The organism is Pseudooceanicola batsensis HTCC2597 (genome assembly GCF_000152725.1).
Classification (GTDB): domain Bacteria; phylum Pseudomonadota; class Alphaproteobacteria; order Rhodobacterales; family Rhodobacteraceae; genus Pseudooceanicola; species Pseudooceanicola batsensis.
This window is the reverse complement of record NZ_CH724131.1, coordinates 2,385,903-2,401,794: the sequence shown is the minus strand read 5'-3', so window position 1 is coordinate 2,401,794 and position 15,892 is coordinate 2,385,903. Positions and strand designations below refer to the sequence as shown.

Here is a 15,892-nt window from a genome sequence, read left to right as displayed (position 1 = left end):
CGCCATTCCGTTCAAAGGGAGGACGCCCCATGTCGCTGCATCACGCCCTGCCGAAATCCGCGCTGGCCGAGGTCGAGGACCCGCGCCTGGTGCGACCCTTCTCCTATATCGGCGGCAAGTGGACCGGCGGCGAGGACAGTGCCACCTTTTCCGTGAACAATCCGGCGGACGGGTCGTGGCTGGGGGATGTGGCGGCGCTGGAAGGGGCCGACGCGACCCGCGCGGTCGACGCGGCGCAGGCGGCGTTCCGCACCTGGTCCAACCTTCTGCCGCAGGAGAGGTCGGCCCTGCTGCGCCGCTGGAACGACCTGATGCGCGAGCACAAGGAAGACCTGGCCCGGATCATGGTGCTGGAACAGGGCAAGCCGATTTCCGAGGCGCGGGGCGAGATCGATTATGCCGCCGACTTCCTCGAGTTCTACGCAGAGGAGGCCAAGCGGCCGAACATCGAGGGCGTGACCAGCCACCTGCCCGATGCCGAGGTCGAGCTGTGGCGTGAACCCGTGGGCGTCGCCGCGCTGATCACGCCGTGGAACTTTCCCGCCGCGATGCTGACCCGCAAGGCGGGCGCGGCGCTGGCGGCGGGCTGCACGGTCGTGTGCCACCCGTCCAAGGAGACGCCGTTCTCGGCGCTGGCGCTGGCCGAACTGGCCGAACGGGCGGGAATTCCGGCGGGGGTATTCAACGTGGTGACCGGACAGCCCGCCGAGGTGGTGGAGCCCTGGACGGCGGACGCGCGCGTCCGGGTGCTGTCCTTCACCGGTTCGACCGAGGTGGGGCGGCTGCTGTACCGGCAATCGGCCGGGACGGTGAAGACGTTGGTGATGGAACTGGGCGGACATGCGCCGGTCATCGTCTTCGCCGATGCCGAGATGGACAATGCGGTCACCGAGACGATGAAGGCGAAATGGGCCACCTCGGGACAGGACTGCCTGGGGGCGAACCGCATCTACGTGGAGCGGACCGTCTATGACGAGTTCTGCCGGCGCTTCGCCGAGGCGACCGGGCGCCTGCGGGTCGGATTCGGGATGGAAGACCCGGACATCGGGCCGCTGATGAACGAGGCTGCCATCGCCAAGCAGCGCGCCCATGTCGAGGACGCGGTGGCCAGGGGCGCGCGGGTGCTCTGCGGCGGCGATGCGCACGAGCTGGGGCCGCTCTTCTGGCAGCCGACCGTGCTTGCCGACGTGCCCGCGGATGCGCTGATCCTGAAGGAGGAGACCTTCGGCCCGGTCGCGGCGATCGTGCCCTTCGACACCGAGGACGAGGTCGTGGCGCGGGCGAACGACACGGAGTACGGGCTGGTGGCCTATCTGCACGCGATGCACCCGCGCCGCATTTACCGGGTCAGCCGGGCGCTGGAATACGGCATGGTGGCGGTGAACCGGACCAAGGTGACCGGCGCGCCGATCCCCTTCGGCGGCTACAAGCAGTCGGGCCTGGGGCGAGAGGGCGCGCGGCTGGGTATGGAAGCCTTTACGGAGGTGAAATACGTCTGCCGGGACTGGGCGTGACGATGGCCGGGCGGAGGCGCGGCCGCGCGGGCGGGACGCCTCCGGCGGGAGTATTTTTGGCAAGATGAAGCAGGGGCGCGCGACGACCCCCAAGGAAAGGCGAAGACATGCTGAGGAATGACACACTCGACCAGTGGGACCGCGAGGCCTTCTTCCACCCCTCGACCCACCTGGCGCAGCACGCGCAAGGCGAGGCGCCCAACCGCGTGATCAGGACGGCGTCGGGCTGTCATATCGAGGACCGGGACGGCAACCGGTTCCTGGACGCCTTCGCGGGGCTCTATTGCGTGAACGTTGGCTACGGGCGGATGGAGATCGCGGAGGCCATCGCGGAGCAGGCGAAGGAGCTGGCCTATTACCACGCCTACGTCGGGCACGGCACCGAGGCCTCGATCACGCTGGCGAAGATGATCCTCGACCGGGCGCCCGACGGCATGAGCAAGGTCTATTTCGGGCTCGGCGGATCGGATGCGAACGAGACCAACGTCAAGCTGATCTGGTATTACAACAACATCCTCGGACGTCCGGAGAAGAAGAAGATCATCTCGCGCTGGCGGGGCTATCACGGCTCGGGACTGATGACCGGGTCGCTGACCGGGCTGGAGCTCTTCCACAAGAAGTTCGACCTGCCGCTGGCGCAGGTCATCCACACCGAGGCGCCCTACTACCTGCGCCGTCCCGACCGGGAGATGAGCGAGGCGGCTTTCGTCGATCATCTGGTGGCCGAGCTGGAGGCGCTGATCGAGCGCGAGGGCGCTGACACGATCGCGGCCTTCATCGGCGAGCCGCTGATGGGGACCGGCGGGATCGTCCCGCCGCCCGAGGGCTACTGGCCCGCGATCCAGAAGGTGCTGGACCGGCACGACATCCTGCTGGTGGCCGACGAGGTGGTCACCGGGTTCGGCCGGCTGGGCACGATGTTCGGCAGCGATCACTACGGCATCCGGCCGGACCTGATCACCATCGCCAAGGGACTGACCTCGGCCTATGCGCCGCTGTCGGGATCCATCGTCGGCGACAAGATGTGGAAGGTGCTCGAGCAGGGGACGGACGAGAACGGGCCGATCGGTCACGGCTGGACCTATTCGGCGCATCCGATCGGAGCCGCTGCCGGGATCGCGAACCTCAGGCTGATCGACGATCTGAACCTCGTCGAGAATGCGGGCCGGGTGGGCCGGATGTTCAACGAGGCGCTGCAGGATGCCGTTGGCGGCCATGCCCATGTCGCGGAGGTGCGGGGCGAGGGGATGATCGCCGCGGTGGAGTTCCAGAAGGACGTGGCAGCGGGCACATTTTTCGATCCGGGCGACAAGATCGGCGCGCAGGTCGCGGGCAAGCTGCTGGAGCACGGGGTGATCGGCCGCGCGATGCCGCAGGGCGACATCCTGGGCTTTGCGCCGCCGTTCAGCCTGACCGAGTCGGAGGCGGCCGAAGTGGCCGACAAGACCGCCAAGGCGGTCGCAGCGGTGCTCGGGTAACCGGGTTTCGGGGCATTTGCGGCTTATTTCTTGCAAGCAGAACAAGGAAAATCGTCGCAAATGCCGAAAAAACCGCCGCGTTCCGGTTGCATAGGCCGGGGTGCCGCGCGTTTACTGGCAGGATAACGGCGGCAAAAGCCGCGGAAAGACAACGGGGAGCCACTTTTGGCTGATGTGACAAACGGCGATGCGTTCGTTGCCTTCGAACGCGTGCAGAAGAGTTATGATGGCGAAACGCTCGTCGTCAAAGACCTGAACCTGTCCCTGCCGAAGGGCGAATTCCTGACCATGCTGGGGCCCTCCGGGTCCGGAAAGACCACCTGCCTGATGATGCTGGCGGGGTTCGAGACGGCCACCCACGGCGAGATCAAGCTGGATGGCAAGCCGATCAACAACATCCCGCCGCACAAGCGCGGCATCGGCATGGTGTTCCAGAACTACGCGCTGTTCCCGCACATGACCGTGGCCGAGAACCTGTCGTTTCCGCTGGAAGTCCGGCGGATGGGCAAGTCCGACCGCGAGGAAAAGGTGAAGCGGGCGCTGGAGATGGTGCAGATGGGCGAGTTCGGCGGCCGCCGTCCGGCCCAGCTGTCGGGCGGGCAGCAGCAGCGGATCGCGCTGGCCCGCGCGCTGGTGTTCGAGCCCGAGCTGGTGCTCATGGACGAGCCGCTCGGTGCGCTGGACAAGCAGCTGCGCGAACACATGCAGTTCGAGATCACCAACATCGCCCACAATCTCGGGATCACCACCGTCTACGTCACCCACGACCAGACCGAGGCGCTGACCATGTCGGACCGCGTGGCGGTCTTCGACGACGGGCGGATCCAGCAACTCGCCCCGCCGGACGAACTCTACGAGAGTCCGCAGAACAGTTTCGTCGCGCAGTTCATCGGCGAGAACAACACGCTGGAAGGCACGATCCAGGAGATCAAGGGCAACACCTGCACCGTGAAGCTCGACGACGGGTCGATCATCGACGCCAAGCCCGTCAACGTCGTGAAGCCGGGGGACAGGACCCTGATCTCGATCCGGCCCGAGCGGGTCGAGATGAACAAGGAGCGGCTCAGCCCCGACGCCCATACGCTCCGGGCCGAAGTGGTCGAGTTCATCTACATGGGCGACATCTTCCGGACGCGCCTGCGCGTGGCCGGGACCGAGGATTTCGTGATCAAGACGCGGAACGCGCCGGACCAGCGGCGCCTGAAGAAGGGCGAGCAGATCGAGATCGGCTGGCTGCCCGACGATGCCCGCGCGCTTGATGCGTGAGAGAGAGACCTGAGTTTCGGCGCCGCGGGGCGCCGATCATGGTCGCCCGAGCGTCCGACCCGTGGCGTAGGGCACCGAAACCAGAACGGGCAAAACAACTAGGGAGAACAGTATGAAACTGATCAAGACCCTCATGACCACGACGGCAGTCACCGTCGTGGCCGGGGCGGTCTCCGCGCAGGAGATGGCCGACGACATGACGATCGTGTCCTGGGGCGGCGCCTACCAGAACAGCCAGCTCAAGGCCTATGTGGAGCCGTACCAGGAGATGAACCCCGACGTGAACGTCGTCTGGGACGAATCCTCGAACGAGGCCGTGGCCAAGCTGCGCGCCATGAACGAGGCCGGCAACATCACCTGGGATCTGGTCGATGTGGTGGCGGCCGACGCCATCCGCCTGTGCGACGAGGGCCTGGCGATGGAGTACGAGCCTGACGAACTGCTGGCCGAAGGCGATGACGGCACCTCGGCCGAGGACGATTTCGGCGACCTGATCGTGTCGGATTGCTTCATTCCGCAGATCGTCTATTCGACCACGGCCGCCTACCGGGCGGATCTGCTTCCCGATGGGGCCGAAGCGCCGGACAGCATCTGTGCCTTCTTCGACACCGAGACCTATCCGGGCAAGCGCGCCCTGGAGCGTCGCCCGATCAACAACATGGAATGGGCCCTGCTCTGCGACGGTGTCGCCAAGGACGAGATCTACGACGTCCTGGCGACCGAAGAAGGTCAGCAGCAGGCGCTCGACAAGCTGGACACCATCAAGGACGAGACGGTCTGGTGGTCGGCTGCCGCCGAACCGCCGCAGCTGCTCGCAGATGGCGAAGTTGTGATGGCGTCGTCCTACAACGGCCGCTGGTTCTCGGCGATCGAGGAACAGGGTCAGGACTTCGAGATGCTCTGGGACGCGCAGGTCTTCGATCTTGACGGCTGGATCATCCCGACCGGTCTGAGCGAAGAGCGCCTCGCCCGCGTGAAGGACTTCGTGAAGTTCGCGACCGACACGCAGCGTCTGGCGGATCAGGCCAAGTACATCTCGTACGGTCCGGCCCGCCAGTCCTCGGCTCCGCTCGTCGGGCAGCACGCCGAGCTGGGCATCGACATGGCGCCGCACATGCCGACCGATCCCGAGAACGCCAAGAACACCTTCGTCTACAACTACGAGTTCTGGGCCGACTATCGCGACGACATCGACGCGAAGTTCCAGTCCTGGCTCGCCCAGTAAGACAGGCACGGTGGGGTGAAACCCCACCCTACGGTCCGGGGCCATCGGGTCCCGGACCCACCAAGAGCCGGCGGGAGGGACCCATTTCCTCCGCGACCACGGCAGGACGACGGGGACATATCATGCCGAAAGGCTACATCATCGGCCATATCACGGTGAAGGATCCCGAGGCCTATAAGGTCTACGTGGAGCGGGACACGCCGATCCTAGAAGGCTACGGCGGACGGTTCATCGTCCGTGGCGGAGCCTCGGAGGCGCCCGAGGGGCCCATGAAGGACCGCCACGTCGTGATCGAATTTCCCAGTTTCGAGGACGCGAAACGCGCCTACCACTCCCCCGAATACCAGGAGGTGGTGGCGATCCGCCATGCCACCGCCGAAAGCGACATCATCCTCGTGGAGGGCGTCTGAAATGACCGACAACACTGCCGGACCCGATCACATCACCGGGCCGACACCGGACAACGCCCTGCGCGACGCCGACCGGGCCGCCGCGGGCGGGCCGATGCTGGCGGCGGACGGAACGCCGCTGAAAAAGTCCCTGGCGCGGGCGCTGCGGCGGCAGAAACTGCGGGCGCTCGGGCTGATCGCGCCGCTGCTGATCTTCGTGCTGATCACCTTCGTGATCCCGATCGGGGACATGCTGCTGCGGTCGATCAAGAACGACATCGTGGCCGATACCCTGCCGCGCACCGTGCAGTCGCTGTCCGACTGGGACGCCGAGGCGCAGGACCTGCCGGGCGAGGATGTCTGGACGGATTTCTACATCGACATGTGGTTCGCCGCCGAGCGCAAGGAGCACACCCGCCTCGGCACGCGGCTGAACTATGAGCTGACCGGGGTCTCCTCGCTCTTTCGCAAGACGGGGCGGCGGGTGGACCGGTTCGACACCGATATCTACACGGACCAGTTCATCGCGCTCGATCCCGGCTGGGAAGAGCCGCAGACCTGGGCCGCCATGCTGGGCGACGGGCCGGCCTCGGACGTCCTTCCGCTCACGGCCGGCGCCTGGGAGGACTGGAAGGCGTTCAACGTCGAAGAGGGCGACAAGGTCCTGGAAGAGGACGTGCCGGATCTGATGTACACGGCCCTCTATCACGAACTGAGCCAGGGCGCGGATGTCAGCGGCCTGTCCGACCGGCTGGCGGCGGCGGGCGAAGCGGTCGGCGGGTTCGAGACGGTTTCGCTGCGCGAGCAGTTCGCCGATGCGGACGAGGACTGGCTGGACCCGGAGGTCTGGCAGATCATCCAGCTTTATTCGCCGCGCGTGACGCCGGGGTATTTCGCCAATGCGGCCGACATGCAGGTCACCCCCGACGGGGTCGAGGCCCGGCCCGAGAACCAGCGGATCTACGGCATGCTGTTCCAGCGGACGCTGTTCATGTCGCTGATGATCACCGGGTCCTGCATCCTGCTGGGCTATCCGGTGGCCTGGCTGCTGGCCAACCTGCCGATGCGTACCGCGAACCTGCTGATGATCCTGGTGCTGCTGCCCTTCTGGACCTCGCTCCTGGTGCGGACGAGTGCGTGGAAGGTGATGCTGCAGCAGCAGGGGGTCATAAACGACGTGCTGGTCTGGCTGGGGCTGGTCGCGGACGATGCGCGGCTGACGATGATCAACAACCAATTCGGCACGATCGTGGCGATGACCCACATCCTTCTGCCGTTCATGATCCTGCCGATGTATTCGGTGATGCAGACCATCCCGCCGAGCTACCTGCGCGCGGCCAAGTCGCTTGGCGCGACCAACTGGACGGCGTTCTGGCGGGTCTATTTCCCGCAGTCGGTGCCGGGCATCGGGGCGGGGTCGATCCTCGTCTTCATCCTGGCCATCGGCTATTACATCACGCCGGAAATCGTGGGCGGCAACACCGGGACGTTCATCTCGAACCGGATCGCCTATCACATCTCGTCGTCGCTCAACTGGGGTCTCGCGGCGGCACTGGGATCGATCCTGCTGGTGGTCGTGCTGGTGCTCTACTGGGCCTATGACAAGATCGTCGGCATCGACAACGTGAAGCTGGGGTAAGGGACATGGCAGAAGAACTCGTGGTCAAGACGGGCCGTCCCGGCATGATGAGGTTCACCGTACCCGTCGTCGGCGGGCTGGGGCTCATCCTCGGCTTCCTGACCGGCAACGTCGTGGGCGCGCCGTGGCTCGGGCTGATCCTCGGCGCGCTGATCGGGGCCGTCCTGGGCTACGGGCTGAACGCGATGGTGCCGAACAAGGCGCTGGGCCGGTGGGGTGTCATCCTCGTCTTCGCGCTGGTCGGAATGCTGACGGGCGGGCTTGGCGGAGCGCTCGGAGGAGCGATCATCGGGGCGATCATCTCGTGGTTCGCCTACTGGATCGGGCGCGGAACCTACCGGGACGACGTGCCGATCTATGCCACGCCGGGGCAGACGCTGTGGTGGAATTTCTTCCTGTTCCTCTGCGGCGCGATCTTCATCTTCCTGATCACGCCGATCCTCGTGGTGATGCCGCTGTCGTTCAATGCGGAGAACTTCTTCACCTTCACGCCCGAGATGCTGCGGCTGGACCCCGAGGGCTATTCGCTCAAGCACTATCGCGATTTCTTCCAGACCGACGACTGGCAACTCGCGCTGAAGAACTCTCTGGTGATCGCGCCGATCGCGACGATCATCTCGGTCTCGCTGGGCACGCTGGCGGCGATCGGCCTGTCGCAGTCCCACGTGCCGGGGCGTCGGGCCATCATGGCGATCCTGATCTCGCCGATGATCGTGCCGCTGATCATCTCGGCCACGGGCATGTTCTTCTTCTATTCGACACTGGGGAACTTCCTCGAAGGCAGCATCGGCATGTCCAAGAGCCTCGTGGGCTACATAAAGGTCATCCTGGCCCATGCGGTGCTGGGCATTCCCTTCGTCATCATCACGGTGACGGCGACGCTGGTCGGGTTCGACCGGTCGCTGACGCGGGCGGCGGCGAACATGGGGGCGGATCCGGTGACGACCTTCTTCCGCGTTCAGATGCCGCTGATCCTGCCGGGCGTGATCTCGGGCGGGCTGTTCGCCTTCATCACCTCGTTCGACGAGGTGGTGGTGGTGCTCTTTGTCGGATCTGCCGCCCAGAAGACTCTGCCGTGGCAGATGTTCATCGGGCTGCGCGAACAGATCTCGCCGACGATCCTCGCGGTGGCGACGATCCTCGTGGTGATCTCGATCGCGCTGCTCACGACGGTGGAGCTGCTGCGCAGGAGGAGCGAGCGGCTGCGGGGGTTGTCGCCGGGCTGAGGCCGCGGCCCGTACGGCGGCCGTCCGGCCGTGCGGCCGGGACGGGAGGAAACAGAGGTGTCAGGGAGGAGACATGCCGAAACTCGAATTCTGGATATCGATCGGCAGCACCTACAGCTATCTCAGCGTGTCGCGGATCGGCGCGCTGGCCGAGCGGGAGGCCGTCAGCATCGACTGGCGGCCTTTTTCGGTGCGCGAGATCATGACGGAGATGGACAACATCCCCTTTGCGACCAAGCCGGTGAAGGCCGCCTACATGTGGCGCGACATCGAACGGCGGGCGCGGGACCACGGGCTGTCGCCGCAACTGCCGGCGCCCTATCCGCTGGAGAATTTCGACAGGGCCAACCGGATCGGCGTCCTCGCGAGCGAGGAGGGCTGGTTCGGCGCCTATGTGACCGCCACCTATCAGGCCTGGTTCGAAGAGGGCGTGCCGGCGGGCACGGTCGAGAACCTGACCCGCGTCCTGCCGGGCTGCGGTCAGCAGATGGATCGCGTGGTGGCCGACGCCGAGAGCGAGCGGATCGGCGCGGCCTACGCAGCCGCGACCCAGGACGCTCGGGATCGCGGCATCTTCGGCGCGCCGAGTTTCGTCTGCGAGGACGGGGAACTGTTCTGGGGCGACGACCGCCTGGAGGCCGCGATCGAGTGGGCGCGACGCTGATTAGCGCCGGCGCCCGCTCGCGTGACGGTGTGTGTGGCACGTCGCGGAGGTGAATGGCGCGGACGTCATCCTCGGATCAAATACGAAGATGACGGTGGTGCGGGGTGCGCGAGATCCCCGGCCGGGGCCGGGGATGCGTTGGTGCCAGGGTTGTGTGGCGATTACGCCCGCACCAGCTTCTCGTAGCCTTCCACCATGTCCTTCGCCAGGGCGCCGACTTCGAAGTTGTAGTCGCCGATCTGGCCGACGGGGGTCACCTCGGCCGCGGTGCCGGTCAGCCAGCACTGTTCGAAGCTTTCCAGCTCTTCCGGCATGATGTGGCGCTCGTGGACCTTGATCTGGCGGTCCTTCAGCATGTCGATCACCGTGCGGCGGGTGATGCCGTTCAGGAAGCAGTCGGGGTCCGGCGTGTGCACCTCGCCGTCCTTGACGAAGAAGATGTTCGCGCCGGTCGCCTCGGCCACGTAGCCGCGGTAGTCCATGAAGAGCGCGTCCGAGCAGCCCTTTGTCTCGGCCTCGTGCTTGGACATGGTGCAGATCATGTAGAGACCGGCGGCCTTGGCGTGCACGGGGATCGTCTCGGGGGAGGGCCGTTTCCATTTCGCGATGTCGAGCTTGGCGCCCTTGAACTTGGCGTCGCCGTAGTAGTTGCCCCATTCCCACCCTGCGATGGCGAGGCGGACGGGGTTGCGGCGGGCCGAGACGCCCATGTCCTTACCCGCACCGCGCCATGCGACGGCGCGGACATAGGCGTCGGTCCAGCCGTTGGCGGCCAGCATGTCGTATTTCGCCTTCTCGATCTCTTCGACGGTCCAGGGGATTTCGAAGTCGAGGTATTCGGCGGATTTCCTCAGGCGCGCGGAATGTTCCTCGCCCTTGAAGATCCGGCCGTTGTAGCAGCGTTCGCCCTCGAAGACCGAGGAGGCGTAGTGCAGGCCGTGGGTCAGAAGGTGGACATTGGCCTCGCGCCATTCCACCAGCTTGCCGTCCATCCAGATCTTGCCGTCGCGATCGTCGTAGGCACCGTCCATCTCATCACCTTTGCATTTGTTGCGCCCTATCGGTCCGGAGCGGACATAAAGTTGCGCTGAAATCGGAGACTCGCTAACAGTCGGTACTTGGAATGTCAACAAGACTGACTTAATGTGACGAAATTCGAGGCGCTTTGTGAATGGTGATGCATGAGTGAGGTCCCAACCGGCGAAAGCCTGCTTTTCCTGACGGACGAGCAGCTGCGGCAGGGTATCGAGGCGATGTACTTTGCTTATCGGGGGTTTACCTCGGCGCCGGACCAGATCCTCGAGGGCATCTCCTATGGTCGTGCACATCACCGCGCCCTGCATTTCATCTCGCGGGCGCCGGGGATGAACGTGAACCGGCTGCTGGCGATCCTCGGCGTGACCAAGCAGTCGCTGAACCGCGTGCTGCGCACCCTGATCGAGGACGGGCTGGTGGAGAGCCGGGTCGGCACGGCGGATAAGCGCGAGCGGCACCTCTACCTGACCGAGGAGGGCGCGGCGCTGGAGAAGAGCCTGTCCGAGGCGCAGCGGGCGCAGATGCGGGCGGCCTATCGCAAGGCGGGGCCCGAGGCGGTGGCGGGGTTCAGGCAGGTGCTCGAGTCGATGATGGATCCGGAACTCAAGCGCCTCTATTCCGCGTTGCGGGAGGGTTAGGATGGCCGACCCCAACCCGCATTTGCTGATCGTCGACGATGACGAGCGTATCCGCGAACTGCTGTCGCGCTACCTCAAGCGAAGCGGGTTCCTGGTTTCGGCTGCCCGGGACGCGGCACATGCGCGGCGGCTGCTGGCGGGACTGGAATTCGACCTGATCGTGCTGGACGTGATGATGCCCGGCGAGGACGGGATCAGCCTGACCCGGTCGCTGCGTCAGGAGATGGCGACGCCGATCCTGCTGCTGACCGCACGGGACGAGACGAAGGACCGGATCGCGGGGCTGGAGGCCGGGGCCGACGACTACCTCGCGAAGCCGTTCGAGCCCAAGGAACTGCTGCTGCGGATCAACGCGATCCTCCGCCGGATGCCCGAACCGGTCGAGGTGAGCGCGGCGCCCAAGGTGCTGAACCTGGGGCGTGTGCGCTATGATGTCGACAAGGGCGAGATGCGGGAAGGCGACGAGACGGTGCGCCTGACGGGCACCGAAGTGCAGCTGATGCGCATATTCGCCGCCCAGCCCGGCGAACCGCTGAGCCGGACCCGGCTGGTCGAGGAACTCGGGCGCGGGGCGGGGAAGGACGGGCAGGCGCAGGAGCGTGCGGTCGACGTGCAGATCACCCGGCTGCGGCGCAAGATCGAGCTCGACCCGAAACAGCCGCGATACCTGCAGACGGTGCGGGGCGAGGGCTATATGCTGGTGCATGACTGACCGACAGGAGGGTTCATGACGACCGCATTGATCACGCATCCCGATTGCCACGGACATGTGACGCCGGAGGGTCACCCCGAGCAGGTGGCGCGGCTGCACGAGGTGCTGAAGGCGCTGGAGGGCAAGGACCTGCGGCGCGTCGAGGCCCCCGCGGCCGCAGACGATTCCATTCTGCTGTGCCATCCGCAGGCCCATATCGACGCGCTCCGCGCGGCGCGGCCCGAGACCGGGATCGTGCAGTTGGACGCGGATACCTACATGTCGCCGGGTTCGTTCGAGGCCGCCTGTCGCGGGGTTGGCGGGGCGGTTGCGGCCGTGGACATGGTGATGTCCGGCGAGGTGGGGAACGCCTTTGTCGCCACCCGTCCGCCGGGGCATCATGCCGAGACCGAGCAGCCGATGGGGTTCTGCCTGTTCGGAAACGTCGCCATCGCGGCGCGGCATGCGCTTCGGAACCACGGGCTGAAGAAGGTCGCGATCGTGGATTTCGACGTTCATCACGGCAACGGTACGCAGGACCTGCTGTGGAACGAGGCGGATGCGCTGTTCGTCTCGACGCACCAGATGCCGCTCTATCCGGGGACGGGCGCGCAGCACGAGCAGGGGGCGCACGGGCAGATCACCAACATCCCGCTGTCGGCGGGCACGGATGGCGAGCTCTACCGCAAGATCCTGGCGAATCGCATCATTCCGCTGATCGAGGCGTTCGAGCCCGAGATGCTGTTCCTCTCGGCCGGGTTCGACGCGCACCGGGACGACCCGCTGGCCTCGATCGCGCTTTCGACCGAGGATTTCCAATGGATTACCGAGGAACTGGCCAAAGCGGCGGCGCGGCTGTGCGAGGGCCGGATCGTCTCGTGTCTCGAGGGCGGCTACGACCTGCCGGCGCTCGCGGCTTCGGCCGGGGTGCATGTGGACGCGCTGATCGCCGCGGCGCGTTGAACCCCGTGGCGACTGCCCCTATGGTGCGCCCGATCCGAGCCAGAGGAGCCGCCCCATGAGTGAGCCGAAACCCGTCGATGAGATGTCGTTCGAAGACGCCATGCGCGAGCTCGAGCAGGTCGTGGGCAAGCTCGAACGGGGCGATGTGCCGCTCGAGGATTCGATCAAGCTGTACGAGCGGGGGGCGGCGCTCAAGAAGCGCTGCGAGGACCGGCTGCGGGCGGCCGAGGAAAAGGTCGAGGCGATCACCGCCGATGCCGAGGGCAACGCCACGGGCACGACACCGGCCGAAGGGCTCTGACGCATGTTCGACCGCCGGATCGCGGAGGTCGCCGCGACGGTGTCGGGGCGGCTGGACCTTGCCCTGAGAGACATGCCCGGAGAGGTCGGGGAGGCGATGCGTCACGCGACCAGCGGCGGCAAGCGCCTGCGGGCGTTCCTGGTCTGCGAGGGGGCCGCGCTGCACGGGGTCGCGCCGGGGCCGGCTCTGGACGCCGCCGCCGCCATCGAGGCAATGCACGCCTATTCGCTGGTGCATGACGATCTTCCGGCGATGGACGACGACGACCTGCGCCGGGGGCAGCCGACGGTCCATGTGAAGTGGAACGAGGCGACGGCGATCCTTGTCGGAGACGCGCTGCAGTCCCTGGCCTTCGACCTGCTGTCCCATGCCGCGCTGCCGGCCGACCGCGTGGTGACGCTGACCGCGGGCATGGCGCGGGCGGCGGGCGGCATGGGCATGGTGCACGGGCAGGCGCTGGACATCGCGGCCGAGACCGCGCCCGAACCGCTGAGCCTGCCCCAGATCACCGAGTTGCAGGCCCGCAAGACCGGGGCGCTTATCGAATGGTCGGCGCAGGCCGGGCCGATCATGGCGGATGCGGATCCCGGCCCCATGGGCGCCTACGCCCGGGCGCTCGGCCTGGCCTTTCAAATCGCGGACGACATCCTAGATGTAGAGGGTGACGAAGCCGAGACAGGCAAGCGGCTGCGCAAGGATACGGCCGCGGGCAAGGCGACCTTCGTGTCGCTGATGGGGCTGGACGGCGCCAAGGCCGAGGCGGGACGCCTGGTGGAAACCGCTTGTGAAGCTCTCTCGGTCTATGGTGAGCGGGCGGACGGCTTGCGGGAGGCCGCGCGCTTCGTTATCTCGCGGCAAAGCTGAACGGGCCCCGGAGGGCGGCATGAGCGACAGACCCGACACCCCCTTGCTGGACCAGGTCCAGGAGCCGGGCGATCTGAACAAGTTCTCGGATGCCGAGCTGCGGCAGGTCGCGCACGAGTTGCGGGCCGAGACGATCTCGGCCGTGTCGCAGACGGGCGGGCACCTCGGCGCGGGTCTGGGGGTCATCGAGCTGACCGTTGCGCTGCACGCGATCTGGGATGCGCCGCGCGACCGGATCGTCTGGGACGTGTCGCACCAGACCTATCCGCACAAGATCCTGACCGGCCGGCGCGACCGCATCCGCACCCTGCGCCAGAAGGACGGGCTGTCCGGGTTCACCAAGCGGTCGGAAAGCCCCTACGACTGCTTCGGGGCGGCGCATTCCTCGACGTCGATTTCCGCCGCTTTGGGCTTTGCCGTGGCGCGCGACCTGGGCGGTGCACCGGAGCATGGGATCGGCGACGCGATCGCGGTGATCGGCGACGGCGCGATGAGCGCGGGCATGGCCTTCGAGGCGATGAACAATGCCGGGTCGCTCGGCAAGCGGCTGATCGTGATCCTGAACGACAACGACATGTCGATCGCGCCGCCGGTCGGCGCCTTTTCGAACTACCTGTCGCGGCTTTATGCCGAAGAGCCGTTCCAGGAACTGAAGGCCGCGGCCAAGGGCATGGCGAGCCTGCTGCCGCCGCCCTTCCAGGAGGGGGCCAAGCGCGCCAAGGACATGCTCAAGGGCATGGCAATGGGCGGCACCCTCTTCGAAGAGCTGGGATTTTCGTACATCGGCCCGATCGACGGGCATGACATGAGCCAGCTGCTGCCGATCCTGCGGACGGTCAAGGCGCGGGCGGCGGGGCCGGTGCTGGTGCATGTCGTCACCAAGAAGGGCAAGGGCTATGGCCCGGCCGAACGGGCCTCGGACAAGGGGCACGCCACGGCCAAGTTCGACGTGATTTCGGGCGAGCAGAAGAAGGCGCCCTCGAACGCGCCGTCCTATACATCGGTCTTCGGGAAGGAACTGGTGCGCTTGGCGGGAGAGGACCAGCGGGTCTGCGCCGTGACGGCGGCGATGCCCGACGGCACCGGGCTGAACCTGATGGCGGAAAGGTATCCCTCGCGGACCTTCGACGTGGGCATTGCCGAGCAGCATGGCGTGACCTTTGCGGCAGGTCTGGCCGCCGGGGGAATGCGGCCGTTCTGCGCGATCTATTCGACCTTCCTGCAGCGGGGATACGATCAGGTCGTGCATGACGTGGCCATCCAGCGACTGCCGGTGCGCTTCGCCATCGACCGTGCCGGGCTGGTCGGAGCCGACGGCGCCACCCACGCGGGGAGTTTCGACGTTTCCTATCTGACCAACCTTCCCGGATTCGTCGTGATGGCCGCGGCGGACGAGGCCGAGCTGATGCACATGGTGGCCACGGCGGCCGCCCATGACGAGGGGCCGATCGCCTTCCGCTATCCGCGGGGCGAAGGGGCAGGCGTCGACATGCCGGACAAGGGTGTGCCGCTGGAGATCGGCAAGGGGCGGATGATCCGCGACGGGTCGCGCGTCGCGATCCTGTCCTATGGCACCCGGCTGAAAGAGGTGCTGGACGCCTGCGAGGCGCTGGAGGCGCGGGGCATCCGCCCGACGGTGGCCGATGCGCGCTTTGCCAAGCCGCTGGATCGCGACCTGGTCCTGAACCTGGCTGCGGATCACGAGGCGCTGATCACGATCGAAGAAGGCGCGGTCGGCGGTTTCGGCAGCCATGTCGCGCAGCTTCTGGCCAACGAGGGCGTCTTTGACGACGGTCTTCGCTTCCGGTCGATGGTGCTGCCCGACACTTTCATCGACCAGGCGAGCCCGGCCGACATGTACGCCACCGCGGGTCTGAACGCGCCGGATATCGAGGCGAAGGTGCTCGAGGTGCTGGACGTGGCGCAGGTCGGCAAACGCAAGGCCTGAGCGGTCCCCCGGCCTGACGCGCCCGGAGCGGGCCGGCCGACGTTGGTCTCT

Annotated in this window: 15 protein-coding genes; 14 read left to right on the top strand and 1 reads right to left on the bottom strand. The window is 66.5% G+C overall.

The window, feature by feature from the left end; genetic code table 11:
* Positions 1 to 29 precede the first annotated feature (29 nt).
* The 8 genes from OB2597_RS15565 to OB2597_RS15530 all read left to right on the top strand — a co-directional run bounded on the left by OB2597_RS15565 (position 30) and on the right by OB2597_RS15530 (position 9,401).
* Entirely contained in the window at positions 30 to 1,514 is a 1,485-nt protein-coding gene (locus OB2597_RS15565) for an NAD-dependent succinate-semialdehyde dehydrogenase (protein WP_009806558.1), read from the top strand.
* Between the two features lie 107 nt (positions 1,515 to 1,621).
* On the top strand, positions 1,622 to 2,992 hold the full coding sequence (locus OB2597_RS15560) for an aspartate aminotransferase family protein (RefSeq protein WP_009806557.1): 1,371 nt from the start codon (positions 1,622 to 1,624) through the stop codon (positions 2,990 to 2,992).
* A 165-nt stretch (positions 2,993 to 3,157) separates the two neighbouring features.
* Positions 3,158 to 4,258, top strand: a complete 1,101-nt coding sequence (locus OB2597_RS15555; protein ID WP_040609395.1) for an ABC transporter ATP-binding protein — start codon at positions 3,158 to 3,160, stop codon at positions 4,256 to 4,258.
* A 112-nt stretch (positions 4,259 to 4,370) separates the two neighbouring features.
* Positions 4,371 to 5,483, top strand: a complete 1,113-nt coding sequence (locus OB2597_RS15550) for an extracellular solute-binding protein (protein WP_009806555.1) — start codon at positions 4,371 to 4,373, stop codon at positions 5,481 to 5,483.
* A 122-nt stretch (positions 5,484 to 5,605) separates the two neighbouring features.
* Positions 5,606 to 5,893, top strand: coding sequence for a DUF1330 domain-containing protein (locus tag OB2597_RS15545; protein ID WP_009806554.1), 288 nt, complete (start codon positions 5,606 to 5,608; stop codon positions 5,891 to 5,893).
* Between the two features lies 1 nt (position 5,894).
* On the top strand, positions 5,895 to 7,511 hold the full coding sequence (locus OB2597_RS15540) for an ABC transporter permease (RefSeq protein WP_009806553.1): 1,617 nt from the start codon (positions 5,895 to 5,897) through the stop codon (positions 7,509 to 7,511).
* A 5-nt stretch (positions 7,512 to 7,516) separates the two neighbouring features.
* Positions 7,517 to 8,737: an ABC transporter permease gene (locus OB2597_RS15535; RefSeq protein WP_009806552.1), complete on the top strand. Its 1,221-nt coding sequence runs from the start codon at positions 7,517 to 7,519 to the stop codon at positions 8,735 to 8,737.
* A 73-nt stretch (positions 8,738 to 8,810) separates the two neighbouring features.
* Complete coding sequence (locus OB2597_RS15530; RefSeq protein WP_009806551.1) at positions 8,811 to 9,401, top strand: 2-hydroxychromene-2-carboxylate isomerase; 591 nt, start codon at positions 8,811 to 8,813, stop codon at positions 9,399 to 9,401.
* Between the two features lie 161 nt (positions 9,402 to 9,562).
* On the opposite strand, the gene OB2597_RS15525 is transcribed toward OB2597_RS15530, so the two are convergent.
* Entirely contained in the window at positions 9,563 to 10,432 is an 870-nt protein-coding gene (locus tag OB2597_RS15525; RefSeq protein WP_009806550.1) for a branched-chain amino acid aminotransferase, read from the bottom strand.
* A gap of 150 nt (positions 10,433 to 10,582) precedes the next feature.
* Between OB2597_RS15525 and OB2597_RS15520 the strand changes: the two genes are divergently transcribed.
* The 6 genes from OB2597_RS15520 to dxs are packed head-to-tail and all read left to right on the top strand — an operon-like array spanning position 10,583 to position 15,841.
* Positions 10,583 to 11,074, top strand: a complete 492-nt coding sequence (locus OB2597_RS15520) for a MarR family winged helix-turn-helix transcriptional regulator (protein ID WP_009806549.1) — start codon at positions 10,583 to 10,585, stop codon at positions 11,072 to 11,074.
* A gap of 1 nt (position 11,075) precedes the next feature.
* Entirely contained in the window at positions 11,076 to 11,786 is a 711-nt protein-coding gene (locus OB2597_RS15515) for a response regulator (RefSeq protein ID WP_009806548.1), read from the top strand.
* Positions 11,787 to 11,801: 15 nt separating this feature from the next.
* Positions 11,802 to 12,728, top strand: coding sequence for a histone deacetylase family protein (locus OB2597_RS15510; protein ID WP_009806547.1), 927 nt, complete (start codon positions 11,802 to 11,804; stop codon positions 12,726 to 12,728).
* A gap of 55 nt (positions 12,729 to 12,783) precedes the next feature.
* On the top strand, positions 12,784 to 13,029 hold the full coding sequence (locus tag OB2597_RS15505) for an exodeoxyribonuclease VII small subunit (RefSeq protein WP_009806546.1): 246 nt from the start codon (positions 12,784 to 12,786) through the stop codon (positions 13,027 to 13,029).
* A gap of 3 nt (positions 13,030 to 13,032) precedes the next feature.
* On the top strand, positions 13,033 to 13,893 hold the full coding sequence (locus OB2597_RS15500) for a polyprenyl synthetase family protein (protein WP_009806545.1): 861 nt from the start codon (positions 13,033 to 13,035) through the stop codon (positions 13,891 to 13,893).
* Positions 13,894 to 13,912: 19 nt separating this feature from the next.
* Positions 13,913 to 15,841: a 1-deoxy-D-xylulose-5-phosphate synthase gene (gene dxs, locus OB2597_RS15495; protein ID WP_009806544.1), complete on the top strand. Its 1,929-nt coding sequence runs from the start codon at positions 13,913 to 13,915 to the stop codon at positions 15,839 to 15,841.
* Positions 15,842 to 15,892: the final 51 nt, after the last annotated feature.